This is a genomic window from Allobosea minatitlanensis (assembly GCF_964020775.1).
In genome coordinates, this window is the sequence record NZ_OZ224509.1 from 4,680,142 (window position 1) to 4,705,081 (window position 24,940).

The 24,940-nt window shown below is 69.6% G+C and carries 25 protein-coding genes; 15 read left to right on the forward strand and 10 right to left on the reverse strand.

Annotated features, from left to right (window positions below; translation table 11 throughout):
• Positions 1 to 109 precede the first annotated feature (109 nt).
• The gene (locus ACWH43_RS22920) at positions 110 to 1,357 is read left to right on the forward strand and encodes a ubiquinone biosynthesis hydroxylase (protein ID WP_158443244.1); all 1,248 of its coding nucleotides are present in this window, start codon (positions 110 to 112) and stop codon (positions 1,355 to 1,357) included.
• A 12-nt stretch (positions 1,358 to 1,369) separates the two neighbouring features.
• On the opposite strand, the gene ACWH43_RS22925 is transcribed toward ACWH43_RS22920, so the two are convergent.
• From ACWH43_RS22925 to ACWH43_RS22940, 4 genes are all read right to left on the reverse strand, one after another.
• Positions 1,370 to 1,678, reverse strand: coding sequence for a type II toxin-antitoxin system RelE/ParE family toxin (locus ACWH43_RS22925; RefSeq protein WP_158443245.1), 309 nt, complete (start codon positions 1,676 to 1,678; stop codon positions 1,370 to 1,372).
• The gene (locus tag ACWH43_RS22930) at positions 1,675 to 1,944 is read right to left on the reverse strand and encodes a CopG family ribbon-helix-helix protein (RefSeq protein WP_158443246.1); all 270 of its coding nucleotides are present in this window, start codon (positions 1,942 to 1,944) and stop codon (positions 1,675 to 1,677) included. The genes ACWH43_RS22925 and ACWH43_RS22930 overlap by 4 nt, the downstream gene beginning before the upstream one ends.
• A 64-nt stretch (positions 1,945 to 2,008) precedes the next feature.
• On the reverse strand, positions 2,009 to 2,215 hold the full coding sequence (locus ACWH43_RS22935) for a Trm112 family protein (RefSeq protein WP_158448359.1): 207 nt from the start codon (positions 2,213 to 2,215) through the stop codon (positions 2,009 to 2,011).
• Between the two features lie 9 nt (positions 2,216 to 2,224).
• A complete protein-coding gene (locus ACWH43_RS22940; RefSeq protein ID WP_158448360.1) occupies positions 2,225 to 7,066 on the reverse strand; it encodes an NAD-glutamate dehydrogenase in 4,842 nt (1,613 codons plus the stop codon).
• 181 nt (positions 7,067 to 7,247) lie between these two features.
• Between ACWH43_RS22940 and ACWH43_RS22945 the strand changes: the two genes are divergently transcribed.
• Together ACWH43_RS22945 and ACWH43_RS22950 are read left to right on the forward strand one after the other, a co-directional pair.
• Positions 7,248 to 7,796, forward strand: a complete 549-nt coding sequence (locus ACWH43_RS22945) for a peroxidase-related enzyme (RefSeq protein WP_158445168.1) — start codon at positions 7,248 to 7,250, stop codon at positions 7,794 to 7,796.
• A gap of 315 nt (positions 7,797 to 8,111) precedes the next feature.
• Entirely contained in the window at positions 8,112 to 8,480 is a 369-nt protein-coding gene (locus tag ACWH43_RS22950; protein WP_158445165.1) for a DUF2794 domain-containing protein, read from the forward strand.
• 165 nt (positions 8,481 to 8,645) lie between these two features.
• Here the strand turns inward: ACWH43_RS22950 and ACWH43_RS22955 are convergent, their stop codons facing one another.
• From ACWH43_RS22955 to ACWH43_RS22970, 4 genes are all read right to left on the reverse strand, one after another.
• Positions 8,646 to 9,182 (reverse strand): GNAT family N-acetyltransferase, encoded by a 537-nt coding sequence (locus ACWH43_RS22955; protein WP_158445164.1) that lies wholly within the window; start codon positions 9,180 to 9,182, stop codon positions 8,646 to 8,648.
• An 89-nt stretch (positions 9,183 to 9,271) separates the two neighbouring features.
• Positions 9,272 to 10,054, reverse strand: coding sequence for a Bax inhibitor-1/YccA family protein (locus ACWH43_RS22960; RefSeq protein ID WP_158445163.1), 783 nt, complete (start codon positions 10,052 to 10,054; stop codon positions 9,272 to 9,274).
• 218 nt (positions 10,055 to 10,272) lie between these two features.
• Complete coding sequence (locus ACWH43_RS22965; RefSeq protein WP_158445162.1) at positions 10,273 to 12,861, reverse strand: ABC transporter permease; 2,589 nt, start codon at positions 12,859 to 12,861, stop codon at positions 10,273 to 10,275.
• Between the two features lie 2 nt (positions 12,862 to 12,863).
• Complete coding sequence (locus tag ACWH43_RS22970; protein WP_158445161.1) at positions 12,864 to 13,565, reverse strand: ABC transporter ATP-binding protein; 702 nt, start codon at positions 13,563 to 13,565, stop codon at positions 12,864 to 12,866.
• A gap of 6 nt (positions 13,566 to 13,571) precedes the next feature.
• On the opposite strand from ACWH43_RS22970, the gene ACWH43_RS22975 reads away from it, so the two are divergent.
• The 4 genes from ACWH43_RS22975 (at position 13,572) to ACWH43_RS22990 (ending at position 16,542) form a co-directional block, all read left to right on the forward strand.
• Positions 13,572 to 14,324, forward strand: a complete 753-nt coding sequence (locus ACWH43_RS22975) for an arylesterase (RefSeq protein WP_158445160.1) — start codon at positions 13,572 to 13,574, stop codon at positions 14,322 to 14,324.
• Between the two features lie 80 nt (positions 14,325 to 14,404).
• Positions 14,405 to 15,460, forward strand: coding sequence for an aldo/keto reductase (locus ACWH43_RS22980; protein ID WP_158445159.1), 1,056 nt, complete (start codon positions 14,405 to 14,407; stop codon positions 15,458 to 15,460).
• A 213-nt stretch (positions 15,461 to 15,673) separates the two neighbouring features.
• Entirely contained in the window at positions 15,674 to 16,249 is a 576-nt protein-coding gene (gene thpR / locus ACWH43_RS22985) for an RNA 2',3'-cyclic phosphodiesterase (RefSeq protein WP_158445158.1), read from the forward strand.
• Positions 16,246 to 16,542 carry a 4a-hydroxytetrahydrobiopterin dehydratase gene (locus tag ACWH43_RS22990; RefSeq protein ID WP_158445157.1) on the forward strand — a complete coding sequence of 99 codons (297 nt, stop codon included), beginning with the start codon at positions 16,246 to 16,248 and terminating at the stop codon, positions 16,540 to 16,542. The genes thpR and ACWH43_RS22990 overlap by 4 nt, the downstream gene beginning before the upstream one ends.
• Positions 16,543 to 16,708: 166 nt before the next feature.
• Here the strand turns inward: ACWH43_RS22990 and ACWH43_RS22995 are convergent, their stop codons facing one another.
• A complete protein-coding gene (locus tag ACWH43_RS22995; RefSeq protein WP_260349611.1) occupies positions 16,709 to 17,368 on the reverse strand; it encodes an RluA family pseudouridine synthase in 660 nt (219 codons plus the stop codon).
• Between the two features lie 272 nt (positions 17,369 to 17,640).
• Here ACWH43_RS22995 and ftsY point away from each other — a divergent pair, with 272 nt between their 5' ends.
• From ftsY to ACWH43_RS23015, 4 genes are all read left to right on the forward strand, one after another.
• Positions 17,641 to 18,909, forward strand: a complete 1,269-nt coding sequence (ftsY, locus tag ACWH43_RS23000; protein ID WP_448153650.1) for a signal recognition particle-docking protein FtsY — start codon at positions 17,641 to 17,643, stop codon at positions 18,907 to 18,909.
• A complete protein-coding gene (locus tag ACWH43_RS23005) occupies positions 18,906 to 19,553 on the forward strand; it encodes a septation protein A (protein WP_260349598.1) in 648 nt (215 codons plus the stop codon). Before ftsY ends, ACWH43_RS23005 begins: the two co-directional genes overlap by 4 nt.
• A gap of 65 nt (positions 19,554 to 19,618) precedes the next feature.
• On the forward strand, positions 19,619 to 20,032 hold the full coding sequence (locus ACWH43_RS23010; protein ID WP_158445154.1) for an MbcA/ParS/Xre antitoxin family protein: 414 nt from the start codon (positions 19,619 to 19,621) through the stop codon (positions 20,030 to 20,032).
• Positions 20,029 to 20,742, forward strand: coding sequence for an RES family NAD+ phosphorylase (locus ACWH43_RS23015; protein ID WP_158445153.1), 714 nt, complete (start codon positions 20,029 to 20,031; stop codon positions 20,740 to 20,742). Before ACWH43_RS23010 ends, ACWH43_RS23015 begins: the two co-directional genes overlap by 4 nt.
• 142 nt (positions 20,743 to 20,884) lie before the next feature.
• On the opposite strand, the gene ACWH43_RS23020 is transcribed toward ACWH43_RS23015, so the two are convergent.
• Entirely contained in the window at positions 20,885 to 21,670 is a 786-nt protein-coding gene (locus tag ACWH43_RS23020; RefSeq protein WP_158448362.1) for an SDR family NAD(P)-dependent oxidoreductase, read from the reverse strand.
• 180 nt (positions 21,671 to 21,850) lie between these two features.
• On the opposite strand from ACWH43_RS23020, the gene ACWH43_RS23025 reads away from it, so the two are divergent.
• The 4 genes from ACWH43_RS23025 (at position 21,851) to ACWH43_RS23040 (ending at position 24,933) form a co-directional block, all read left to right on the forward strand.
• The gene (locus tag ACWH43_RS23025; protein WP_158445151.1) at positions 21,851 to 22,225 is read left to right on the forward strand and encodes a YkvA family protein; all 375 of its coding nucleotides are present in this window, start codon (positions 21,851 to 21,853) and stop codon (positions 22,223 to 22,225) included.
• Between the two features lie 249 nt (positions 22,226 to 22,474).
• Positions 22,475 to 23,077, forward strand: coding sequence for a hypothetical protein (locus tag ACWH43_RS23030; RefSeq protein ID WP_260349595.1), 603 nt, complete (start codon positions 22,475 to 22,477; stop codon positions 23,075 to 23,077).
• 90 nt (positions 23,078 to 23,167) lie between these two features.
• Entirely contained in the window at positions 23,168 to 24,448 is a 1,281-nt protein-coding gene (gene rlmN, locus ACWH43_RS23035; protein WP_158445150.1) for a 23S rRNA (adenine(2503)-C(2))-methyltransferase RlmN, read from the forward strand.
• Positions 24,449 to 24,453: 5 nt separating this feature from the next.
• The gene (locus ACWH43_RS23040; RefSeq protein ID WP_158445149.1) at positions 24,454 to 24,933 is read left to right on the forward strand and encodes a hypothetical protein; all 480 of its coding nucleotides are present in this window, start codon (positions 24,454 to 24,456) and stop codon (positions 24,931 to 24,933) included.
• Positions 24,934 to 24,940 lie beyond the last annotated feature (7 nt).

Consider the following 24,940-nt stretch of genomic DNA (forward strand, 5'->3'; position numbering starts at 1 on the left):
GGGCCGAAAAAGCAGGTCCGCTTTTCGCAGCGCGCCGCGTGCGGTGCCAGAGACAGAGATCGCCGGTCCCGCCCCCGCCGGGGCGCGCGGCGAGCGAGGGAGAAGCAGCATGGCCGCCGCGCCGGATGGAAGCACCCGCATCGTCATCGCCGGCGGCGGCATCGCCGGCCTGAGCCTCGCCCTCGCGCTGAAGCAGGCCCTGGGGGAAGCATTTTCCGTGACGCTGGCGGATCCGGCGGTCGAGGCGGCGCCGAAGGCCGACAACCGCGCCTATGCGGTCGCGGCCGGCGCCCGCGCGATGCTGGAGACGCTCGGCATCTGGGAGGCGGTGGCCGGCAAGGCGCAGGCGATGACGGAGATGATGATCTCCGACAGCCGGACCAGCGATGCGGTGCGCCCCGTCTTCCTCACCTTCGAAGGCGAGGTCGAACCCGGCCGGCCCTTCGCCCATATGGTCGAGAACGCCGCGCTGGTGGCCGCGCTGAAGGCGGCCTGCCAGCGCGCCGAGGTGGAACTGCGTCCGGTCGGCGTCCGCCGCTTCGAGACCGGGGAGGAGGCGGTCGAGATCGTCTTCGCCGATGGCGCGCGCGCGCCGGCGGCGCTGCTGGTCGCGGCGGACGGGGCCCGCTCCAGGCTGCGCGAGCAGGCCGGGATCGGCTGGGTCGGCTGGGAATACGGGCAGTCCGGGATCGTGGCGACGATCGGCCATGAGCGGCCGCATCACGGCCGGGCGGTCGAGCATTTCCTGCCCTCGGGGCCCTTCGCGATCCTGCCGCTCGCGGATGGCGGCCGGCTCGGCCATCGCTCCTCGATCGTCTGGACGGAACGGAGCGAAAACGTCGCGCCGCTGCTCTCGCTCGACTCGGACGATATCCTCGCCGAGATCGAGACGCGCTTCGGGCTCGAGCTCGGCGAGATTTCGCTGGAAAGCCCGGTGAGCGCCCATCCGCTCGGCTTCGGCGTGGCGCGGCGCTTCGTCGACGAGCGGCTCGCCCTGCTCGGGGATGCGGCCCATCTGATCCACCCGATCGCGGGACAGGGCCTCAATCTCGGGTTGAAGGACGTCGCCGCGCTGGCGGAGACGATCGTCGACGCGGCCCGGCTCGGGCTCGACCCCGGCACGCGCGACGTGCTGGCGGATTACGAGAAGGCTCGCCGCTTCGACACGGTCGCGATGGGCGCCATGACCGACGGGCTCAACCGGCTGTTCTCGAACGATGTGACGCCGCTCAGGCTGGCGCGCGATTTCGGGCTCGGGCTGGTCGACCGGCTGCCGGGGCTGAAGCGCTTCTTCATCCGCGAGGCGGCCGGCATGACCGGCACGCCGCCGCGGCTGCTCAGGGGCGAGGTATTGTAGGCACCACGCCGTTCACGCGGGCCAGTCCTCTTCAGGCCAGTCACGCGCGGCGTGAATGACGCGCAGGATCGCGATGACCTCGCGGCCGCCTTGGAACACGAGCGCATAGGCAATGATGTAGGGCAGGCGCGTGACGGGTCTTTCGTAACTGCCTGCCACGCGGCCCGGTCGTCCCGTCGCCATCTCTCCAAGAGACTTGCCAGTGTCTCGGATACGATCCGCGACCCGCCGCGCGGCAGCCGGGTTGTTCTGCGCGATGAAAGCGGCCTGCTCTTTAAGATCGTCCAGTGCCTCGCGCGACCACAAAACGGGTCGCTTCAAGCTTTGCCCCCGCGCTTGGCTTCGACCGCGTCGATCACCGCATAGATTTCGGCCACGGCTTCGTCATGGGCAACAACGCGGCCGGCCTCGACATCGGCCATGCCGCGCTTGATCCCCTCGATGATGTCGAGCTCGCGGTCGACATAGGCCGAAATCGCCTCCCCCGCGAGAAAGGATTTGCTGCGCCGGGTATCCGCCGCGATGCGCTCGAGCTTGCGCTTCGTCTCGGCAGAAACCCGAATCGTCATCGTTTCCGTCTCAGCCATCAGCCCGACTCCCGTGTTGGCATGTGTACATGTTAACACAAGAGAGGGGCGGGACCAGCCGGCCTCACTCCTCCAGCGGCCTCGCCTCTTCCGGCAGCATGATCGGGATGCCGTCGCGGATCGGATAGGCGAGCTTCGCGGCCCGGCTGATCAGCTCCTGCTTCGCGGCGTCGTATTCCAGCGTGCTCTTGGTCAGCGGACAGACCAGGATCTCGAGCAGCTTGGGGTCGACGCGGGTGGCGGGGGTGGCGGGGGAGGCTTCGTCGGTCATGCGGATCCCTCAGTTCTTGCGGGGCAGGTCGGCCAGCATGCCGGCCGCCACCATCAGCTTCGGCAAGGTCAGCCCCGAGGCGGCGATGGCGTTGACCGTGCTGCGGATGCGCTCGGCGTCGCTGCCGCGCTCGGCCAGCCAGCTTTCGAGCGAGCCCTCGCCGGAGGCCGAGGCTGCGATCTCCTGCGTGATCTGGGCATGCGCGTCGTCCAGCGTCTCCAGCGCCCTTTCGCGGGCCAGGCGCTCGTAATCGTCGGTCGCCGGCACGGCGGCGGCCGCCGCCTTGAGCCCGGCGAGGCCGAAGAAGGCGTCGACGCCGAAATGGATGCGGGCCACCTCGCCGATGCGGCGCTTGCTGCGCTCGGCGATGTCGACGATGTCGGTCGCCTGGGCGAGCGAGGGCAGGCTGGCGATGCGGCTGGCCAGCGTCTCCGGCACGCCTTCGGAGGTCAGCACCGCGATGCGCGCGAGCCGCGCCTGGGCGGCCGCTTCGGGCAGCAGCGTGTCGAGCTCGGCCGAGAGGCTGGCGACGCCCTCGGCGTAATGCGCGACGGTCTGCTCGATCGTGCCGGGCTTCGCCACGCCGCGCCGCAGGAACCAGCCCATGCGGTCGACGACCAGCTCCTGGGCGGCGGCGTAGAGACCGAGCTGGGTCCTGCCGGGGATCTTCGCATCGAGTCCGTCGATCTCGCCGTTGAGGGCGATGAGGTCGAAGGAATCGCGCGCCACCGCATAGGCGGCGGCGATGGCGGGCACCTCCGAGCGGGTGAGCGAGGCCAGCACCGGCACCAGGGCCGGCCCGCCGCGGTTGACGATGGCGTTGGCGAGCTGGGTCGCCACGATCTCGCGGCGCAGCCGGTGGCCAGCGATCGCCTCGGGATAGGCGTCGCGCAGCGCTTTCGGGAAATAGCGGGCGAGCTCCGTCGCGAGATAGGGATCGTCCGGCACGGTCGATTCGAGCAGCGCGTCGTGCAGCGCCAGCTTGGCATAGGCGAGCAGCACGGCGAGCTCCGGCCGGGTCAGGCCCTCGCCGCGCTTCTCGCGCTCGACGAGCAGGGCGTCGCTCGGCAGGAACTCGACGCCGCGGTCGAGCCGGCCCTCCTGCTCCAGCGTCTGCATCAGGAAGCGCAGGCCCGGCGTGGCGGCGGTGCCCTTGGCCTCGGTGAGCGAGAGCGCCAGGGTCTGCAGATAGTTGTTGCGCAGGACGAGCAGCCCGACCTCGTCGGTCATCGCCGCCAGCAGTTCGTTGCGCTTGTCCTCCGCGAGGCGGCCGTCCTTGACCAGGCCGGCGAGCGCGATCTTGATGTTGACCTCGACGTCGGAGGTGTTGACGCCGGCCGAGTTGTCGATGGCGTCGGTGTTGAGCCTGACGCCCTTGCGCGCCGCCTCGATGCGGCCGCGCTGGGTGACGCCGAGATTGGCGCCCTCGCCGACGATCCGGGCCCGGACGTCGCTGCCGGCGATGCGGATCGGGTCGTTGGCGCGGTCGCCGACCTGCGCGTCGCTCTCGTCGGAGGCGCGGATATAGGTGCCGATGCCGCCGAACCAGAGCAGGTCGACGCGCGCCTTCAGGATCGCCGTGATCAATTCGGGTGGCGAGACCTCCTTGCCGTCGAGATCGAGCAGGGCGCGGACCTCCGGCGAGAGCGGGATGCTCTTGGCCTGGCGCGAGAACACGCCGCCGCCCTGTGAGATCAGGCTCCTGTCGTAATCGGCCCAGGAGGAGCGCGGCAGGGCGAAGAGGCGCCGGCGCTCGGCCAGCGACTTGGTCGGGTCCGGATCGGGATCGAGGAAGATGTCGCGATGGTCGAAGGCGGCGACCAGCTTGATCGCCGGCGACAGCATCATGCCGTTGCCGAAGACGTCGCCCGACATGTCGCCGACGCCGGCGACGGTGAAGGGCGTCGTCTGGATGTCGATGTCGATCTCGCGGAAATGGCGCTTCACCGCCTCCCAGGCGCCGCGCGCGGTGATGCCCATGCCCTTGTGGTCGTAGCCCTGCGAGCCGCCCGAGGCGAAGGCGTCGCCGAGCCAGTGATGCTTCTCCAGCGAGATCGCGTTGGCGGTGTCGGAGAAGGTCGCGGTGCCCTTGTCGGCGGCGACGACGAGATAGGGATCGTCGCCGTCATGGCGCACCGTGTCCGGCGGCGGAACGACGGTTTCGCCGTCGAGATTGTCGGTGAGCTCCAGCAGGTTGCGGATGAAGATGCGGTAGCTCTCGGTGCCCTCGGCCAGCCAGGCGGCGCGGTCCGTGGCCGGCGGAAGCTGCTTCGGCACGAAGCCGCCCTTGGCGCCGACCGGCACGATCACGGCGTTCTTGACCTGCTGCGCCTTGACCAGGCCGAGCACCTCGGTGCGGAAGTCCTGCGGCCGGTCGGACCAGCGCAGGCCGCCGCGCGCGACCTTGCCGAAACGCATATGGACGCCCTCGACGCGCGGCGAATAGACGAAGATCTCGTAGAGCGGGCGCGGCAGCGGCAGGCCGTCGACCCGGGCGCAGTCGAATTTGAAGGTGATGGTTTCGCGCGGCCCCCCGTCCGGGCCGGTCTGGAAGAAGTTGGTGCGCACGCCTGCGTCGACCAGATTGACGAGGCGGCGCAGGATGCGGTCCTCGTCCAGGCTGGTGACGGCGTCGAGCGCCTGCTCGATCGCGGCGCGCTTCTGCGCCATGCGCTGCTCGCGCTCGGCCGCATCGATGCGCGGATCGAACTTGGCGTTGAAATAGCCGACGAGATCGGAGGCGATGCCGGAATGACGGGTCAGCGCATCGGCGATGTAGCCCTGCGCATAGGGGGCGCCGACCTGCCGCAGATAGCGCCCGAAGGCGCGCAGCAGGGCGGCCTCGCGCCAGCCGAGGCCTGCGGCGAGGACGAGCTGGTCGAAGCGGTCGGATTCGGCGAGCCCGCGGAACTGCGCCATCAGCGCCGCCTCGATGGCCGGCTCGAGATGGGCGATGTCGATCGCGCCGTCGTCGGCCCGCTCCAGCGTCATGTCGTGCAGCCAGACGCGGACGTTCTCGCCCTCGCCGCCCTGGCCCTGCGGCATGACGTTGTAGGTCCGCTCGTTGACGACGCGGAAGCCCATATTCTCCAGCAGCGGCACCCGCGCCGACAGCGAGATCGCGCCACCGCGCGAGAACACCTTGAGATTGGCGCGCGTCGCAGGATCGCCCTCGCGCCGGTAGAGATTGACCGCGCGCGGCCGTTCGGCCGAGAGCTGCTGGAGCAGCTCGATGTCGACCAGCGCGTCGGCGGCCGAGAAGCGCTCGCGATAGGCCGCGCCGAAGGCGGCGGCGTAGCGTTCGGCCAGCGCGCGGGCGGCGGGGCCCGGCTTCTCGCGGTCGAGCGCGTCCTTGAGGCCGTCGCTCCAGGTCCGGACGATCGCGCCGATGCCGGCTTCGAGCGTGGCGCGGTCGATCCGGGGCGTTTTCCCCTCGTCGCGGCCGATGATGTAGTGGGTGCGCGAGAGCGGCCCTTCCGGATAGGCCGGATAGGCGGCCGAGATCCGGCCGTTATAGACCCGCGCCAGGAACTCGGCGACGCGCAGGCGGACGTTGGTGTCGTAGCGATCCTTCGGGATGAAGACGAGGATCGAGACGAAGCGGTCGAACTCGTCGACGCGGGCCAGCGCCCGGATGCGCGGCCGCTCGGTGAGCTGCAGGATATCGAGCGCGAACTGCTCCAGCGTCGGCACGTCGATCTGGAAGAGCTCGTCGCGGGGATAGGCGTCGAGCACGTTGAGCAGCGCCCGGCCGGAATAGCTCGCCGGGTCGAAGCCGATATTCTTGGCGACGCGCGCGACCTTGAGGCGCAGGTAAGGAATGGCGCGGGCCGAGCCGGTATAGGCGTTGGAGGTCAGCAGGCCAAGAATGCGCAATTCGCCGTCGAGGCGCCCGTCCGGGGTGAACAGCTTGACGCCGACATAGTCGAGATGGACCCGGCGGTGGACGCGGCTCTTGACGTTGGCCTTGGTGATGATGAGCGCCTGCGGCCGCGCCAGGAAGGCGCGCACCTCGGGCGTCGTCGTCACCAGCTCGCGGCCGCGGCGCAGCACCTTCACCGCAGGGTCGCGCAGGATGCCGAGGCCGGAGCCCTCGATCGGATCGGCCGCGACGTCGCCGCCCGGGAAGCGGTAGGCCCGGACGCCGAGCAGGGTGAAATTGTCGCCGGCGATCCATTCGAGGAACTGCAGCGCCTCGGCGATCTCGTCCTCCGGCAGCGGCGGCGGGTTGGCGCGATAGGCCTGGATGACCTCGGTGATGCGCCCGCGCATCGCGGCCCAGTCGTCGACGGCGAGGCCGACATCGGCATAGACGCGCTCCAGCGCGAGCTTCAGCCGCTCGCGCGCCTCGGCCGAATCGATCCGGTCGAGATGGATGTGGATCAGGCTCTCGCGGCGGGTGCCCTCGGGCGCGCGGCCGGCGGCCTCCCCGGCGAGCGAGACGAAGCGGCCCTCGGCGTCGCGGGCGACGGCCAGGATCGGATGGGCGACGAGGCGCGGCTCGTAGCCCTGGTCCTGCAATTCGGCCAGGGTCGAATCGAGCAGGAACGGCTTGTTGTCGTTGACGACCTCGAGGATCGTGACCTGCTGCCGGCGGCCTTCCGTCTCGACCTCGTCGTCGCGGAAGCGCAGGTTGATCGTCTCGGGCCGGCGCGGCGCGGCGAGGTGCTCATAGGCGGCGGCGGCGGCGCGGGCGAGCAGCTCCGCCGGCAGGGCCTCGAGATCCTCGGCGACGGAGCGGCCATAGAGCAGCCGGGGGAATGCGGCAGGCATCGCGGTCTTCAGCCCGGCGGCGGCCGTTTCGATGGCGGCGACCGCCGCGGCTGTGGCATTCGTGACCCGCTTGCCCATGCTGACCCCCGTTGTTTTGCCGCAGCGATGACATAGGCTGCCCGGCCTTTCAACTTTGCCTTGCTCAACAAAGCGGCAAAATTGCCGTTGCAGAATCAGGACGGGACGCACCATGGCGACGAAGCATGACAAACCGAAGGTGGGGGAAGAGCCGGCGCGGCAGGATGCCCCTCCCGCCGTGATGGCGCTGGACCTGAAGCCGGCGGCGCTTTCGCCGGAGAATCAGGCCTATTTCGCGAAATGCGACGAGAAGCTCGGCTTCGTCCCGAACGTGCTCGCCGCCTATGCCCATGACGACGCCAAGCTCACCGCCTTCGCCGCTTTCTACAACGACCTGATGCTGGCCCCCTCGGGGCTCTCGAAGCTGGAGCGCGAGATGATCGCGGTCGCGGTGTCGAGCGTGAACCGCTGCTATTACTGCCTCGCGGCGCATGGCGCGGCGGTGCGGCAGCTCTCGGGCGATCCCGTCCTGGGCGAATTGCTCGTGATGAACTACCGGGCGGCGGAGCTGTCGCGGCGGCACCGCGCCATGCTGGATTTTTCGGTGAAGCTGACCGAGACGCCGCATCTGATCGGCGAGGAGGACCGGGCGGCGCTGCGGGAAGCCGGCTTCGGCGCGCGCGACATCTGGGACATCGGCGCCGTCGCCGCCTTCTACAACATGTCGAACCGGATGGCCTCGGCGGTCGATATGCGCCCGAACGCCGAATATCATCGGCAGGCGCGCTGACCGGCCGCGCAAAGAAAAAACGGCCGGCGAGACGCCAGCCGCTAGTTGGCCTCGACCGAATGGCCCGGTCCCGCCGAATTCCGGGGGGCTGGGGGGCTGACAAGCCGGGATCCGAAAGGACCGGGCCATCGAGGCAACGCAGGCAGTTGAACGGCGCAACTTGGCGGGTCCTTGACCTGTTGACGGCGAAATTGCGGCATTTCCCACGAAACCGCGAAGAGCGTTCCCGGCCCGGTCCCTTGCCAGCGCAGCATCCCGGGCGCATCATCCCCCGATGTCGTATCCAGGTTTCACCGACCGAAGCGGGGAGGCGCCATGAGCGAAAGCGAAACGCCGCAATCGAAGGCCGCCGGCGCCGTCCTGGCCTTCCCGGCGCCGGCCCGCCCCGCAACCGTCACCTTCGACCGCCGCGAATTGTCGGAACTGCTCAACCTCTATGGACGCATGGTCGCCGCCGGCGAGTGGCGCGACTACGCCATCGACTTCCTGAAGGACAAGGCGCAGTTCTCGGTCTTCCGCCGCTCCTCCGAAATGCCGCTCTACCGCATCGTCAAGGACCCGGCGCTGGCGCGCCGGCAGGGAGCCTATTCGGTGGTGGCGGCGACGGGGCTGATCCTGAAGCGCGGCTCGGAACTCTCCCGCGTGCTCCGGGTGCTCGACAAGAAGCTCAGCGTGGTCGGTTAGGGCATCGGCCCGAACAGCGGCGCAGGGTTTCGGGAAAAGCCGATGCAGGATCGGAGAGCCGGCGCATCGGCTGAAGACGATCTTCGGTCCGATGCTCCGGTGCCCCGCCCGCCGTCATCGCGCGGGGGGCCTGCCGCGGGCTTGCCATGGCGGGGATGGGGGCGGTCATAGCGCCGGCGGCGAGCGGTCGCCTTCGCCCAGCTCCTTCTGCATCAGCATCTGGTCGAGCCAGCGGCCGTGCTTGAAGCCGACCTTCTCGGCGATGCCGATCAGCCGGAACCCGGCCTTCTCGTGCAGGCGCCGCGAGGCGACCGAGGCGCCGGTGCCGTCGCCGATGACGGCGATCATCTGGCGGAAGCCGCGCTGCGTGCATTCGGCGATCAGCGCGGCGAGCAGCAGGCCGCCGAGGCCGAGACCCTGCGCCGCCGGCGCGAGATAGATCGAGTTCTCGACGGTGGCGCGGTAGGCCGGGCGCGGCCGGTAGGGGCCGGCATAGGCGTAGCCGAGCAGGACGCCCTCCCGCGCGGCGGCGAGATAGGGATAGCCGCCGGCCAGGATCGCCTCGAAGCGGCGCCGCATCTCGGCCTCGTCCGGCGGCTCGAGCTCCCAGGAGGCGGTGCCGTTCGTCACGGCATGGGCGTAGATCGCGGCGATGGCGGCGATGTCGGCGGGCTCGGCCGGGCGGATCGAGGGCGTGGTCATGCCCATAGAGTGAGCAATGGCCGTGCCAAAACAAATGCCCCGGCCTTGCGGCCGGGGCATGACGGCTCCCTCGAAGGAGCGGGTTCGTCTTACTCGCGGTTGCCGAGCAGCGAGAGCAGGAACTGGAACATGTTGACGAAGTTCAGGTACAGCGACAGCGCGCCGTTGACCGAGAGCTTCGCGGCCTCCTCGGGGTTGAGGTCCGAGTAGAGGTACATCTGCTTCAGGTTCTGGGTGTCCCAGGCGGTCAGGCCGGCGAAGATCAGCACGCCGAACAGCGAGATCACGAAGCCGAGCCCGCTCGAGGCCAGGAAGATGTTCACGACCGAGGCCAGGATCAGACCGATCAGGCCCATGATCAGGAACGAGCCCATCGCCGAGAGCGACTTCGTCGTGGTGTAGCCGTAGAGGCTCAGGCCGCCGAAGGCCGCCGCCGTGATCAGGAACACCTGCACCACCGAGGCGCCGGTATAGCGGATCAGCAGCGTCGACATCGAGACGCCCATGACCGCCGCGAAGGCGAAGAACATGGAGCGCGCGGTCGAAGCCGACATCTTCTCGATGCGGAACGAGAAGAAGAAGATGAAGGCCAGCGGCGCCAGCGCGAACACCCACATCAGCGGCGTGCCGTACATGAGCTGGCCGAAGGAGGTGAGATAGGTGTTGCCGATGCGCGCGACGGCATTGGCCTGGTCGGTGACGGCCAGCTTGTTGACGCCCAGCGCGAACAGCGCCGAGATCGCCAGACCGATCACCATGTTGTTGTAGACGCCGAGCATGAACGAGCGCAGGCCCTGATCCATCTCGACGGCGCTGGTCTGCTGTGCGCGGCCGGCACCCCAGACTGGAGCATTGCGGTCGAAGTTGCTCATTAAGAGAATGTCCCCTGACGTTGTTTCGGACGAAGGAAGGCGCCAGGCGCCAGCCATCCTCGCGCATGATCGGCGCGATGAGAGGAATATGAGGCGCTTTCCGGCTCCTTACAAGGGCGGAACAGGGTTAAGAGCGGTCGAACGATAGAAGTTCGGCCGCGGCGGCATGCAGACCTGCGGGATTCCAATGTCTATCCCGGCCGCGGATCAGATAGTTCTCATAAACTCCTGAGATGAGAAGCGGGCGCTTTCGACAGTATCGCTATCGTACCGGCCAGACCGAACAGAACGGTCACCGCCACGGCGGCAGTCGCAGCCAATAATGCCCCGGTCGGATCACTGACGAAATCGATGCGCATCACTTGCGTGACGACGCCCCAGCCGGCCGCTGTACCCGCGACAACCCCGAAGAGGGCGGCGACGAACCCGATGGCGGCGTATTCAAGGACGTACGACGAAAGTATGAAGCGGCGGGTGGCGCCGAGGGTCTTGAGGATCATCGCGTCATAGAGCCGCGCCCTCTGCCCGGCCGCCAGCGCGCCGCCCAGGACCAGCAGGCTCGCGGCGATGGCGAGGCCGGAGGCGCCGCGGACCGCCAGGGCGAGCTGCGAGACGATGGTGTTGACCGCCTCCAGCGCATCCTTGACCCGTACGGCGGTGACCGCCGGGAACTCCGCCGCGAGCCGCCGCATCAGGGCGGGGTCGCTGGCGCCCTCGCCGTCCGGGCCGGCGGTGATGGTGGCGAGGTCGGTATGCGGCGCGCCGGCGAAGGTGTTGGGCGAGAACACCATGACGAAATTGATACCGAAGGAGCGCCAGTCGATGGTGCGCAGATTGGCCACCCGGGCGGTGATATTGCGGCCGAGCACGTTGACGGTGAGCCGGTCGCCGATCTTGAGGCCGATGCCGGCGGCGTTCCGGGCGTCGAAGGAGACGAGCGGCTCGCCGCGATAGTCGGCCGGCCACCATTCGCCCGCGGCGACCTTCGAGCCTTCGGGAACGGTGGCGGCGTAGGTGATGCCGCGGTCGCCGTCGAGCACCCAGGCGGATTGCTCGCTCGCCTTGATGTCCTCGGCGCGGGTGTCGTTCAGCTTGAGGATGCGTCCGCGCATCATCGCGACGCGCTCGACGCTGGCGCCGGGGCGCTCCTGCGCGAGAAAGGCGTCGAAGCGGGCGGCATCGCGGCTGGGGATGTCGAGGAAGAAGAAGCTCGGCGCCTTGGCGGGCAAGGCCCCGGTGAGCTGGCGCGTCAGGCTGACGTCGATGAAGGAGAGCGCCGTGAGCAGCGCGACGCCGAGCCCGAGGGAGAGCACCAGGGCGGGCGTCAGCGCGCCGGGGCGGTGGCTGTTGGCGAGCGCCATCCTGAGCGCGGGGCTGCGCGGGCGCGGCAGCCGGCGGGCCAGCGCCATCAATCCGAACGAGACTGCGCGCAGCAGCAGGAACACGCCGAACATCACGCCGATATAGATCAGCGCGATGCGCCGGTCATAGGCGAAGCCGAGCGCCACGCCGACGAGGCCGGCGAGCGCCAGCAGGCAGAGCGCGAGATAGATCGCGCGGGGGCGGCGCGGGTCCGGCTCGACCTGGTCGCGGAACAGCGCCGAGACCGGCACGTCATGGGCGCGGCCGAGCGGGACGATGGCGAAGACCAGCGCCGTCAGCAGGCCGTAGAGCGCGGCGATGGCGAGCTCGCCCGGCGCCAGGGTCGGCTCGAAAGGCACGGGCAGGACGCTCTGCAGCACGGCGCCCAGCGCGAAGGGCGCGGCTGCGCCGAGCACGAGGCCGATCGCGGTGCCGAAGGCGGCGACCAGCATGACCTCGGTCAGGTGGATGGCGACGACGCGGCCGCCGGTGGCGCCGACGGCCTTCAGCGTGGCGAAGTCGAGCTTCTTGGCCTCGACGAAGCGGCGGACCGCATTGGCGACGCCGACGCCGCCGACCAGCAAGGCGGTGAGGCCGACCAAGGTCAGGAACTGGGTGAAGCGCTCGAGATTGCGCTGGAAGCTCGGCGCCGCATTGGCGCGGGAGCGGATCTCCCAGCCGGCGTCGCGCTGCTGCGTGCCGGCATCGGCGATCAGCCTGTCGAGATCGGCATCGCTGGATGCGGTTTGGGGAAGCTGGAGGCGGTAGGTCCAGCGGATCAGGCTGCCGGGCTGGATCAGGCCGGTCGCGCGCAACGCCTCCTGCGAGATCAGCAGGCGCGGGCCGAAGCCGACGCCGGCGGCGATCTTGTCGGGCTCGGAAACGAGGGTGGCGCGGAGTTGGATTTTTGCGCTGCCGACGGTGACCGTGTCGCCGGGCTTGAGGTCGAGGCGGCCGAACAGGATCGGATCGGCGACGGCGCCGTAGGTGCCGTCGCGCTGTTCGAGCAGGCCGGCGAGCGGCTGCTGCGGATCGGTCACGAGCGCGCCGATGCCGGGATAGCCGGCATCGACGGCCTTGATCTCGACCAGCGCCGCGCCCTTCTCGCCGGCGCTGGCCATGGCGCGCATCGTGGCGATGGTCGAGACCGTGCCGCGCGCGGTCAGGAAGGAAAGCTCCTGCGGCGTCGCCTCGCGCTGGATCAGGCTGAAGGCGGCGTCGCCGCCGAGGATGCGCCGGCCCTCGCGCGCCAGCCCCTCGGTGAGGCCGCGCGAGGCCGAGGCGACGGCGGCGATGGTCATGACGCCCAGCGCCAGGCAGGCGATGAAGACGCCGAAGCCGCGCAGGCCGGCGCGCAGGTCGCGCAGGGCCAGCCGGAGCGCGAGGCCGAAGCCGCGGGAGGAGCGGGCGGGCGGGCCGTCCAGCGGCTTGACGGGAGCGTGCATCGTCAGATCGCCGCCATCGCGTCTTCCGTCTCGATCACCCCGGAGCGCAGCCGGACGGTGCGGTCGCAGAGCGCTGCCAGCGCGAGATCGTGGGTGACGAGGACGAGGGTGGCGCCGCGTTCTCGCTTCAGCGCGAAGATCAGATCGACGATCGAGCGGCCGGTCGCCTCGTCGAGATTGCCGGTCGGCTCGTCGGCGACGAGGATCGCCGGATCGGGCGCGACGGCGCGCGCGATGGCGACCCGCTGCTGCTCGCCGCCGGAGAGCTGCGCCGGATAGTGGTCCATGCGGTGGCCGAGCCCGACATTGCGCAATTCCGCTTCGGCGCGGTCGAAGGCGCCGGGACTGCCGGCGAGCTCCAGCGGCAGCGCCACGTTCTCGCGCGCCGTCATCGTCGGGACGAGATGGAAGGACTGGAAGACGATGCCGATATGCCGGCCGCGGAAGACGGCGAGCCCGTCCTCGTCGAGCTGGCCGAGATCCTGTCCCGCGACCTTGACGATGCCGGAATCGGGGCGCTCCAGACCGGCCATGGTCATCAGCAGGGTCGACTTGCCGGAGCCGGAGGGGCCGACCAGGCCCGAGGCCTCGCCATCGGCCAGCGACACCGAGACGCCCTTCAGGATATGGACGCGGGCGGGCCCGCGCCCCAAACTCAGATGTACATCCCGCAATTCGATCGCCGGGCCGGCCTTCTCGCTCATCACGCCATGATCCTGACTTCGCACGCCATCACCGTCCCGGCCGGGACCCCGCAGCGGCCCCTGCGCCGATATGGGCGCGCTTCGGCGCTTGTCCAATCGCTCGGGGCGTTTTTCGCGCTGATCGCGCTTTGCCTGACGGCCGCCGCGCCGACAGTGCTGGCCCAGAGCGCGACCGCGCCCGCTCCGGGCGGAAAGACGCTGAAGCTCGTCGCGCTCGGCGATTCGCTCTCCGCCGGCTATAATTTGCCGGGCAGCGCCGCCTTTCCGGCCGTGCTGGAGCAGGCGCTGCGGAAAAAGGGCCTGTCTGTCGAAATCGTGAATGCCGGCGTCTCCGGCGACACCACGCAAGGCGGGCTGGAGCGGCTCGACTGGTCGGTGCCGGACGGGACCGACGGCGTCATCCTCGAGTTGGGCGCCAACGACGCCCTGCGCGGGATCGACCCGGCGCAGACGCGCCAAGCGCTGGACGCGATCATCGCCCGGCTGAAGGAGCGCAAGATCCCGGTGATGCTCGTCGGCATGCTGGCGCCGCGCAATCTCGGCGAGGATTACGGTAAGCGCTTCGACGCGATCTATCCGGAGCTTGCGCAGACATACGGGCTGGTGCTTTACCCCTTCTTCCTGGAAGGAATCGTGGGCGACCGCGCCTTGAACCAGGCGGATGGGCTCCACCCCACGGCCGAGGGCGTCCACGTCATCGTCCACACCATCCTGCCGACGGTCGAGCGCTTCATCGCGACGCTGCCCGCCAGATCCTGATCCGTCCCCGGCTTCCCGCGGGACGAATCCTCCCCCCTTTCCCGTGCCGCCCGCCGGCATGTTTCCGGAGTCGCTTCGCCATGGACTATCGCCGCCTCGGCCGCACCGATCTCAAGGTCTCGGTGATCTGCCTCGGAACCATGACCTGGGGCGAGCAGAACACCGAGGCCGAGGGCCATGCCCAGATGGACTACGCCGTCGAGCAGGGCGTCAATTTCTTCGACACCGCCGAGCTCTATTCGATCCCGCCGAGGCCGGAGACGCAGGGCTCGACCGAGCGGATCATCGGTTCCTGGCTCAAGGCGCGGAAGAACCGCGACAGGATCATCCTCGCCTCCAAGGTCTGCGGCCGCGGCGGCAACACCTGGTTCCGCGACGACAAGAGCCCGACGCGCCTGACCCGCAAGCAGATCTTCGAGGCCGTCGACAAGAGCCTGCAGCGCCTCGAGACCGACTATATCGACCTCTACCAGATCCATTTCCCCGAGCGGCCGATGCCCTGGGGCTCAAACCCGACCCGCTTCTCCCATGCGGCCTATGAGAAGCCCGCCGACGAGACCGCGATTCCCGAGCAGCTCGACGCCTTCGCCGCGCTGGTGAAGGCCGGCAAGATCCGCCATCTCGGCCTCTCCAACGAGAGCGCCTGGGGCACGATGCGTTTCGTGACCGATTCGGAAGCGCGCGGCACGCCGCGGGTGCAGTCGATCCAGAACGCCTACAACCTGCTGAACCGCACCTTCGAGACGGCGCTGGCCGAGGTCGCGCTCCGCGAGGATGTCGGCCTGCTCGCCTATTCGCCGCTGGCGCAGGGCTATCTCACCGGCAAATATCTCGACGGGGCCCGGCCGGCCGGGGCGCGCACGACGCTGTTCAACCGCGGCCAGCGCTATGAAGGCGCCGGCGCCGAGGATGCGATCCGGCGCTATGTCGCGCTCGCCCGCGAGGCCGGGCTCGACCCGGCGCAGATGGCGCTCGCCTTCGTCAATTCGCGCCCCTTCGTTACCGCCAACATCATCGGCGCGACCTCGATGGAGCAGCTTCGCACCGACATCGCCTCGATCGACGTCAGGCTGACGCCGGAGATCGAGGCGCAGATCGACGCGATCCACCAGCTCGTCGGCAATCCCTGCCCCTGAGCCGGGCCGGACAGCTCGGCCGTCCCGGGTAAGCCGCGTGAGCGGCGCCGACCCGGGATCCAGGCCCGAGCCGTTCCGGCGTGTATCCCGGGCCGCCCTCCGCTCGCCCGGGATGACGGCGCGGTCGATGAAGGGTGCAAAACCGGTTCCCTTGAGCCGGCTTCGCGCCTACCGTCTCGCCAGAGTCACAATCGCTTGGCAGGAATCAGCATCATGCCGAGGCTGTTCATCGCTCTGGAAATCCCCGCCGATGTCGCGACCGAGCTGACGCTGCACCGCGGTGGCCTGTCGGGCGCGCGCTGGATCGATCCTTCCGACTACCATGTCACGCTGCGCTTCCTCGGCGATGTCGACCGGCGCATGGCGAACGATGTCGACCATATGCTGTCCGATCTCGGCGCCTATCCCTTCGAGGTGACGCTCGACGCGCTCGGCTCCTTCGGCGGCGACAAGCCCCGCGCCCTGTTCGCACGGGTGGCGCCGAGCCGGGCCCTGACCGAGTTGCAGGCCGATGTCGAACGGCAGATGCGCCGGCTCGGCATGCCGGCGGAAGGGCGCAAATTCGTGCCGCATGTCACGCTGGCGCGTTTGCGCGACACGACGCCGGTCGAGCTCGCCCATTTCCTCAGCTTGCATCCGATCGTGCGGCCGATCTCCTTCACGGCGCGCCGCGTCGCGCTGATGTCGTCGCGCGATTCGACCGGCGGCGGCCCCTATGTGCTGGAGGCCGCCTATCCGCTGGGACCCTCCTATCCCAATCGCCTGCCGAGGGAGGTCCTGCGGCGATGACGAGACCGAAACGGCTCAGCCCGGAGGCCCGGGCGGAAGCGCTGGCGACCCTGACCGGCTGGAAGCTCGTCCCCGGCCGCGAGGCGATCGGCAAGCGCTTCGTCTTCCGCGATTTCAGCGAGGCTTTCGGCTGGATGAGCCGGGTGGCGCTGCTGGCCGAGGCGATGAACCACCATCCCGAATGGTCGAACGCCTACCGGACGGTGGATGTGACGCTGGCGACCCATGATGCCGGGGGATTGACGGAGCTCGACGTCAAGCTGGCGCGGGCGATCGACGCGCTGGGGAGCTGACGCCGATTCACGAAGCCGTCATCCCGGACAAGCGACGCCGTCGCGCAGATCCGGGATCGAACACCTAGAGTATCGGGCTGAATATCGTATTCGGTCCTATGCTCTAGGTCTCTGATTTTGCATCGGCTTTTCCCGAAAACCGCGTTCCACTTTTCGGGCCGATGCCCTAGCCGCTCCACCCGCAAGCCCTCAGCGCCGCGAGCATATGCGGCGGCGGCGGCGCCTCGACATGGATCGGCTCGCGCTTGCGGTAGAGCGGCACGGTGACCGCGCGGGCATGGAGCTGGAGGCCGGGCCCGCCGTCGCGGGGCGCCTCGCCATAGATCTCGTCGCCCAGCATCGGCCAGCCGGAAGCCTGGCAATGCACCCGTAGCTGGTGCGTGCGCCCGGTCAGCGGCTCCAGGGCGAGCCAGGCGACCGGCCCGTGCACGGTCCGGCCGCGCCCCAGCACGCGGTAGCGCGTCTGCGACGGCAGGCCGGCGGGATCGACCTTCATCCACCAGCCCCGCTCGGGCGAGCGGCGCGCCAGCGGCAGGTCGATCAGCCCTTCATCCCCGGCGGGGCCGCCCTGCACGATCGCCCAATAGCTCTTGCCGATGCGGCCGTCGCGAAACATCCGGTTGAGCTCGGCCATCGCCCGCGGGTGCCGGCCGAGGATCAGGCAGCCGGAGGTGTCCTTGTCGAGGCGGTGCGCGGCTTCCGGCCGGCGCGGCAGGCCGAAGCGCAGCGCGTCGAGATGGTCCGTCAGCACCGCCATCTCGCGCCGCCTCGCCGGGGGGCCGTGATGGACGGGCAGCCCGGCCGGCTTGTCGATGACGAGCATCATGGCGTCGCGATAGAGCAGCGGCACCGGCAGAGCGGCGTCGATTTGCCCCGATGCTTGCGAATTCTCTGGTCGGTCCGGCTGTGCCATGGCATTGCGATAGCGCGCTTTCCGTCGGGCCGGAACGGTCGGACGGGAAGAATTCGCGCAGAGGCGAATGAGAGGCCGGAGGCCCGTTCCCCCGCAGAGGCGCCAGCCGCCTGCGCGGAGGGGCTTCCGGGGGAAACCGGCCCGGCAGGCTCCGAAGATGCCTGCCGAACCGAAGACGGGATGTGATGAGCGAGACCGAACCGAAAAAGCGCGGCTTCTTCTCGAGGCTGTTCGGGCGCGAGGACGAGCAGGCCAGGCCGGAGCCGGCCCCGGCGGTCGAGCCGGCGCCGGCGCCGCTTGCAGAAACCAAGCCCGAAGCCGCGGAAACGGCGGCTGCGGACGTCGCCGAAGCGGAAACGCCGCATGTCGAGGCGCCTGCCCCGGTCTCGCCTGCGGCCCCGGCCGAAAGCATGCCGCCGCCGGCCGGGCCCGAGCCGGCGCCTGTACCCGTTCCGATTCCACAGCCTGAGCCCGTCGTTGTTCAACCTGCCGCGACCGTGCCTGCCCCGCAGCCGAAGCGGAGCTGGTGGCGGCGGTTGACGGAGGGGCTGTCGCGCACCTCCTCGGCGCTGACGACCGGCATCACCGACCTCTTCACCAAGCGCAAGCTCGATGCCGGCACGCTGGAGGATCTGGAGGACATCCTGATCCAGGCCGATCTCGGCCTCGCCACCGCGGCGCGCATCGCCAAGGCGGTGGGCGAAGGTCGCTACGACAAGCAGATCGACCCCGCGGAGGTGAAGGCGATCCTGGCGCGCGAGGTCGCGGCGATCCTGACGCCGGTCGCCCATCCGCTCGCCATCGACGCCACGAAAAAGCCGTTCGTCATCCTGATGGTCGGCGTCAATGGCTCGGGCAAGACCACCACGATCGGCAAGCTCGCCGCGAAATTCCGCGCCGAGGGCAAGTCGGTGATGCTGGCGGCGGGCGACACCTTCCGCGCCGCGGCGATCGAGCAATTGCGGGTCTGGGGCGAGCGCACCGGAGCCGAGGTCGTCTTCGGCCAGCAGGGGGCGGATGCGGCCGGCCTCGCCTTCGAGGCGCTGCAGAAGGCCAGAGCGAGCCGTACCAACGTGCTGCTGGTCGACACCGCGGGGCGGCTGCAGAACAAGCAGGGGCTGATGGACGAGCTCGCCAAGGTCGTGCGCGTCATCCGCAAGCAGGATGCCGACGCGCCGCATGCGGCGCTGCTCGTGCTCGACGCCACCGTCGGCCAGAACGCGATCAGCCAGGTCGAGGCCTTCCGCGAGACGGCGGGCGTCACCGGGCTCGTCATGACCAAGCTCGACGGCACGGCGCGCGGCGGCATTCTGGTGGCGCTGGCGGCGCAGTTCGGCCTGCCGGTGCATTTCATCGGCGTCGGCGAGGGCGTCGAGGATCTGGAGCCGTTCTCGGCGCGCGATTTCGCCCGCGCCGTGGCCGGTCTGGACGCAGGTTCGGGAGAAGCGGCGTGAGCGACGGCGCAAGCGAGACGACACGACGGATTCCGGCCGAGGCGGCCAAGCGCAGGCCGGTCAGCCCGCTGCTCAAGCTCGCCTTGGAATTCGGGCCGCTCGCGATCTTCTTCTTCGCGAATTCCTATGGCGACCGGCTGTTCCATGTCGCCGAAGACCGGCGCATCTTCGTCGCGACCGGCATCTTCATCGTCGCCTCGCTGGTGGCGCTGGCGCTGTCGCGCGCGCTGATGGGCTATCTGCCGCGCATGGCGATCGTGAACGCCATCGTCGTCACCGTCTTCGGCGGGCTGACGCTGGCGCTGGACGACGCCTTCTTCATCAAGGTCAAGCCGACCATCGTGAACACGCTGTTCGGCTGCGTGCTGCTCGGCGGGCTGGTGTTCGGGCGCTCGCTGCTCTCGCTGGTGCTGGAGACGGTGCTGCAGCTCGACGCGGAGGGCTGGCGCAAGCTCACCTTCCGCTGGGGCGTGTTTTTCTTCGTGCTGGCGGCGCTGAACGAGGTGGTCTGGCGCACGCAGACCCAGGATTTCTGGGTCGCCTTCAAGGTCTGGGGCGTGATGCCGCTGACCATGGTCTTCGCCCTGGCGCAGACGCCCCTGATCCTGAAGCACGAGATCAAGCCGGCGAAGATCGAAGAATAGCGGCAAGACGCTTCCTCTTGCCATTTGGCAAGACTATCTCCATCTTATGCCAAATGGAGAGCGCCATGACCGCCCTGCTGCGCATCGAGACTTCCCAGCGCGATTTCGTCCCGGACCCGATCGGCGACGACGAGGCGGCCGCGATGTTTCGCGCCGCGGTCAACCTGTTCCGACTCTGGCGGCTCACCGACGAGGAGGCGGCGGTGCTGATCGACCTGCCGGCCCGGACCTATGCGCGCTGGAAGGCCGGCGGCATCGGGCGCATCTCGCGCGACGGCAAGGCCCGGCTCTCCAATCTGATGGGCATTCACAAGGCGCTCCGGCTGATCTTCACCGAGCCGCAGCGCGGCTATGACTGGATCAGGCGTCCCAATGCGGATCTCGGCGGCCGGTCGGCGCTGGACGTCATGCTCGGCGGCGAACTCACCGATCTGATGCGGGTGCGCCGCCTGCTCGACGCCGAGCGGAGCGCCTGGTGATCGATCCGACCGCGCTGCCGGTCGCGGAAATCGAATGGCGCGGGGCGGTGCGGATCATCCGCAGCGTCTTTCCGCCGATTGACCTGTTCGAGGACATCGCCGATCCGGCCGACTGGCCGCTGCTGATCGCGGCGGAGCAGAAGACCAATCCGCGGCTGATGGAGACGATCGGCAATCTCGACCTCGTCCCGCCCGAAAGGCGCGTGTCCGGGCCGGGCGCGAGCTGGCTGATGGCGCCCTTCACCCATGTCAGCCCCGACCGGCCGAGCCGCTTCAGCGACGGCCGCTTCGGGGTGCTCTATGCCGGCGACCGCTTCGAGGTGGCGCTGCTGGAAACGGTGCATCATCACGGACGCTTCATGCGGGCGACGGCCCAGCCGGCGGGCTGGACCTCGCAGTTCCGCGAGATCCTGCTCGATATCGACGCCGCGCTGCACGATCTGCGCGGGCTGGGGCAGGAGGCGGCGGAGGTCCTCGATCCGGTCGACTATGCCGGCAGCCAGCAGCTCGGCGCGCGCCTTCGCGCCGCCGGCGCGCAGGGCCTGGCCTATCCGAGCGTGCGCTGCGCCGGCGGGGACTGCGCCGGGCTGTTCTATCCCGACCTCGCCAGCCGCCCGATGCAGGGCCGGCATCTCGACTACCACTGGAACGGCGAGCGGGTGGACCTCTACCGGGACCGCAGCGCCTGCGCGGTTTTTCGAATCGTCTGAAGCCGTCGTTGCGAGGCGCATCGGACACGATGCGATCCAGGGGTGCCAGGGCTGGACGGTTCGACCCGGCCCCCTGGATTGCTTCTTGGAGCCTGTCCTCGGGCTTGCCGAAGGCAAGATCCCGGGGCCCGCGATGACGGTCTTACTTGGGCGCCAGGCGGATCGCCCCGTCCAGGCGGATCGTGGCGCCGTTGAGCATGTCGTTCTCGATGATGCTGCGGGCGAGCGCGGCATATTCGTCCGGCCGGCCGAGGCGCGAGGGATGCGGCACCGAGACGGCGAGCGAGGCCTTGGCCTCCTCGGCCAGGCCGGCGAACATCGGCGTCTCGAACAGGCCGGGCAGGATGGTGACGATGCGGATGCCGAGCTGGGCCAGATCGCGCGCGATCGGCAGCGTCATGCCGGCGACGCCGGCCTTGGAGGCGGAGTAGGCGGCCTGGCCGATCTGCCCGTCCTCGGCGGCGACCGAAGCCGTGCAGATGATGACACCGCGCCCGCCATCGGCGGTGACCGGCTCCAGCCCGGCCAGCGCCACCGCCGATTTGGCGATGACGCGGAAGGTGCCGGTGAGGTTGATCGCGACCGCCTTCTCGAAGGTCGCCAGATCATGCGCGATCAGCTCGCCGGTATCGCGCTTCTTCGAGACGACGCGGCGCCCCGGCGCGATGCCGGCGCAGTTGACGACGATGCGGGCGACGCCATGGGCGGCGCGGGCCTTGGCCAGCGCCTCGTCGACCGAGGCCTCGCTGGTGACGTCGCAGGGGCAGAAGACCCCGCCGATCTCCCGCGCGATGGCCTCGCCGCGCTCGGCGTTGAGGTCGAGCAGCGCGACCTTGACGCCCTGGCCCGCGAGCATGCGCGCCGTCGCCTCGCCGAGGCCGGAGGCGCCGCCGGTGACCACGGCTGCGAGGGAGGAATCGAGTTTCATGGCGCGTTTCCCTGACGTCTGGATCGTGGATCCGGTTTAGAGGGCGCGCGCCCCCGCTCCAAGCGGGTTTTCGGCCTGCCCTCTTGTGCAGGATTGCGGCGGGGCCATCTTTCGACATGGCGCGCCCGGATGAGGCGCGCGATCATGCGCGTCGTTCGACGCGAGAGGAGCAAGACAGGAATGAGCCAGGGGTTCAGCGCCCGCTTCAGCCGCGAGGAGATGGAGGCGATCCGCAAGAGCCTGCGCGACGAGACCAGGTTCGGAGCCGATTTCATGGCCCGCCTCAAGCGCGTCGCGAAGCATATCCCCTTTGCCGAGGATCTGCTGGCGGCATGGTTCTGCGCGCGCGATCCCGGGACGCCGCGGCGCGTCCGGCTGACGCTGCTCGCGGCGCTCGGCTATTTCGTGCTGCCGACCGACGCGATCCCGGACATCATGCCGCTGATCGGCTTCTCGGACGATGCGGCGGTGATCGCGGCGGCGATCGCAGCCGTCGCCGGCTCGATCAAGCCCGAGCATCGCGAGCGCGCCAAGGCGGCGCTGGCCGGCCTCTGATCGCGCGCGGACGTTCGCGCGCGGAATGCCCCTCGCGGAAGTCCCGGGCCGGCGTCCGTCGCCTGGCGGCGGGCGCCTCCCTGACGGGAATCCCATGCTCCGCCGGGAATGCCCGGCGGGGCGCGGCGGCGCCGCAGTCCCATTCGCATTTTCGCCAGGATCGTGACACTCTATGCCGCCGTCCCGCGCGGTCGACCGTCAACAGGTGGTAAACGCGGTATTAAGATTTTTAGTGACTGATGGCGGTCCATGATCAGCTCCTTCCTTTCCTTCCGCGACGTCGCTCCCTTTCGCCGCGTTGCCGCGCTCGGCCTGACGGCCGGACTCCTGGGCCTGGCGGCGCTGTCGGCGCAGGCCGCGCCCGCCAAGCCGAAGCCGGCAGCGGCCGCCGCTGCGGCGGGCGCCGGCCAGGGCCAGGCGATGCTGCTGGAGACCGCCGGCAAATGGCAGGCCTTCTCGTCGCAGCAGGGCCGCTCCAAGGTCTGCTATGCCCTCTCCAAGGCCGAGAGCCGTTCGCCGGCCAATCTGAAGGATGTCGAGGGCCTGCTCTTCGTTTCCAACCGGCCGGGCGAAGGCGTCCGCAACGAGATCAGCTTCGTGATGAATTTCGACGTCAAGGAAGGCGTCGAGCATCAGGCGGTGATCGGCAATGAGCGCTTCGCCCTGGTCGCCAAGGGCAAGAACATGTGGCTGAAGAACCCGGCCGAGGAGCCGCGCATGCTCGATTCGCTGCGCCGCGGCGCCGAGCTGGAGATCAAGGCCACCTCGAAGCGCGGCAACCCGACCAGCGACAAATATTCGCTCTCGGGCATGACCCAGGCGGTGAAGCGGGCCGAGGACGCCTGCAAGTAGGGCCGGGATCGCGAGCCGCGTCACGCCCCGCCGGCCAAGGCTGTTCCGGCGAGGGGCGCGCCGCGATTTCGTCATCCGCGTTTTCATGCTATGAGGCCGGCAAATCCGGGCCGAGAGCGGCCCGCCGAAGCCAGAGCCCCGATGACCGTCTCCGTTTCCGAAACTGCCGTCCCCGCGGCCGCTCCCGCTTTGCGGCGCCCCTCGCTGGTCGGGCGCACCCGCGCCGGCCTGGCCGAGGCGCTGGCCGAGACCGGCGTGCCCGAGAAGGAGCGGCGCATGCGCGTCGGCCAGCTCTGGAACTGGATCTACCATTACGGCGTGCGCGATTTCGACGCGATGACGACGATCGGCAAGGGGCTGCGCGGCGCGCTCGCCGCGCGCTTCTCGCTCGACCTGCCCGAGGTCACGGCCGAGCAGGTCTCGACCGACGGCACGCGCAAATGGCTGATGCGCATGCCCGCGACCGGGCCGCATGATCGCGGCGCCGAGATCGAATGCGTCTATATCCCCGAGGTCGACCGCGGCACGCTCTGCGTCTCCAGCCAGGTCGGCTGCACGCTCAACTGCACCTTCTGCCACACCGGCACGCAGCGCCTGGTGCGCAACCTCAAGACCGAGGAGATCGTCGCGCAGATGATGGTCGCGCGCGACCGCCTCGGCGATTTCCCGAACCGCAAGGCGCCGGACGGGGCTTTCGTCCCGAATGACGGCGGCCGCTTCGTCTCGAACATCGTCTTCATGGGCATGGGCGAGCCGCTCTACAATTTCGACGGGGTGCGCGACGCCATCGCGGTGATCTCCGACGACCAGGGCCTCTCGCTCGGCCGGCGCCGGATCACCGTCTCGACCTCGGGCGTGGTGCCGCAGATCGGCCCGCTCGGCGAGGAGATGGGCACGATGCTGGCGATCTCGCTGCACGCGGTGCGCGACGAGCTGCGCAACGAGCTGGTGCCGCTCAACAAGAAATACCCGATCGGGGAGCTGCTCGAGGCCTGCCGGACCTATCCCGGCCTGTCGAACGCGAAGCGCATCACCTTCGAATACGTCATGCTCAAGGGCGTGAACGATTCCGACGCCGAGGCGCGCGAGCTGGTGCGGCTGCTCAAGGGCATCCCGGCCAAGATCAACCTGATCCCGTTCAATCCCTGGCCCGGCACGAAATACGAATGCTCGGACTGGGAGCGGATCGAGCGCTTCTCGGAGATCGTCTTCCGCGCCGGCTACGCCTCGCCGGTGCGCACGCCGCGCGGGCGCGACATCCTCGCCGCCTGCGGGCAGCTCAAGAGCGAGACGGAGAAGCTCTCCGCCCGCGCCCGGCTGATGCTGGAGCAGGAAGAGACCGCGGCCGTGCCGGCCGTCGCGGCGGAGTGAGCCATTTGGCGTTGCGCTGGCTGCTGCTCATCCCCTTCGCCTGCCTCGTCGCCATGGGGGCGGGGCTGTTCTTCCTGACCGCGGCGAGCGTCGCCTCGCCGGCGGTGGCGCTGCTGATCGGCGGCGGCATCGAGCGGCTTTTCGACATCGTCTTCGGCCTCGCCGAGAGCGGCATCGATCCGACGCCGGCGGCGCAGGCCGCGCTCGCTCTGGTCGCGCGGCTCGGCCTCGCCATCGTCGTGGCGCCGGTCCTGCTGGTCGCCATCGGCTCGGAGCTGTTCCGGCTGCGCAGCGGCTTGGTCCAAAGCGGGCTCACCGGCCTGCTCGCGGCGCTGTTGCCGCTGGCCATGCTGCGCCTGGCGCGGGCGCCGAGCCCGGCCGAACTACAGATCATCTCGGGGCTGTTCCTGGTCGGCGCGGCGACGGGCTTCGTCTACTGGCTGATCGCCGGACGCGAGGCCGGCGGCGAGCGGCCGCGGGCCTGACACGGGC

Excerpts from the sequence above, each read along its gene's own strand:
- ACWH43_RS22920 (WP_158443244.1), top strand. The coding sequence starts at position 110 with ATGGCCGCCGCGCCGGATGGAAGCACCCGCATCGTCATCGCCGGCGGC.
- ACWH43_RS22930 (WP_158443246.1), bottom strand. The coding sequence starts at position 1,944 with ATGGCTGAGACGGAAACGATGACGATTCGGGTTTCTGCCGAGACGAAG.
- ACWH43_RS22935 (WP_158448359.1), bottom strand. The coding sequence starts at position 2,215 with ATGACCGACGAAGCCTCCCCCGCCACCCCCGCCACCCGCGTCGACCCC.
- ACWH43_RS22940 (WP_158448360.1), bottom strand. The coding sequence starts at position 7,066 with ATGGGCAAGCGGGTCACGAATGCCACAGCCGCGGCGGTCGCCGCCATC.
- ACWH43_RS22945 (WP_158445168.1), top strand. The coding sequence starts at position 7,248 with ATGGCGCTGGACCTGAAGCCGGCGGCGCTTTCGCCGGAGAATCAGGCC.
- ACWH43_RS22950 (WP_158445165.1), top strand. The coding sequence starts at position 8,112 with ATGAGCGAAAGCGAAACGCCGCAATCGAAGGCCGCCGGCGCCGTCCTG.
- ACWH43_RS22955 (WP_158445164.1), bottom strand. The coding sequence starts at position 9,182 with ATGACCACGCCCTCGATCCGCCCGGCCGAGCCCGCCGACATCGCCGCC.
- ACWH43_RS22960 (WP_158445163.1), bottom strand. The coding sequence starts at position 10,054 with ATGAGCAACTTCGACCGCAATGCTCCAGTCTGGGGTGCCGGCCGCGCA.
- ACWH43_RS22965 (WP_158445162.1), bottom strand. The coding sequence starts at position 12,861 with ATGCACGCTCCCGTCAAGCCGCTGGACGGCCCGCCCGCCCGCTCCTCC.
- ACWH43_RS22970 (WP_158445161.1), bottom strand. The coding sequence starts at position 13,565 with ATGAGCGAGAAGGCCGGCCCGGCGATCGAATTGCGGGATGTACATCTG.
- ACWH43_RS22975 (WP_158445160.1), top strand. The coding sequence starts at position 13,572 with ATGATCCTGACTTCGCACGCCATCACCGTCCCGGCCGGGACCCCGCAG.
- ACWH43_RS22980 (WP_158445159.1), top strand. The coding sequence starts at position 14,405 with ATGGACTATCGCCGCCTCGGCCGCACCGATCTCAAGGTCTCGGTGATC.
- thpR (WP_158445158.1), top strand. The coding sequence starts at position 15,674 with ATGCCGAGGCTGTTCATCGCTCTGGAAATCCCCGCCGATGTCGCGACC.
- ACWH43_RS22990 (WP_158445157.1), top strand. The coding sequence starts at position 16,246 with ATGACGAGACCGAAACGGCTCAGCCCGGAGGCCCGGGCGGAAGCGCTG.
- ACWH43_RS22995 (WP_260349611.1), bottom strand. The coding sequence starts at position 17,368 with ATGATGCTCGTCATCGACAAGCCGGCCGGGCTGCCCGTCCATCACGGC.
- ftsY (WP_448153650.1), top strand. The coding sequence starts at position 17,641 with ATGAGCGAGACCGAACCGAAAAAGCGCGGCTTCTTCTCGAGGCTGTTC.
- ACWH43_RS23010 (WP_158445154.1), top strand. The coding sequence starts at position 19,619 with ATGACCGCCCTGCTGCGCATCGAGACTTCCCAGCGCGATTTCGTCCCG.
- ACWH43_RS23020 (WP_158448362.1), bottom strand. The coding sequence starts at position 21,670 with ATGAAACTCGATTCCTCCCTCGCAGCCGTGGTCACCGGCGGCGCCTCC.
- ACWH43_RS23025 (WP_158445151.1), top strand. The coding sequence starts at position 21,851 with ATGAGCCAGGGGTTCAGCGCCCGCTTCAGCCGCGAGGAGATGGAGGCG.
- ACWH43_RS23030 (WP_260349595.1), top strand. The coding sequence starts at position 22,475 with ATGATCAGCTCCTTCCTTTCCTTCCGCGACGTCGCTCCCTTTCGCCGC.
- rlmN (WP_158445150.1), top strand. The coding sequence starts at position 23,168 with ATGAGGCCGGCAAATCCGGGCCGAGAGCGGCCCGCCGAAGCCAGAGCC.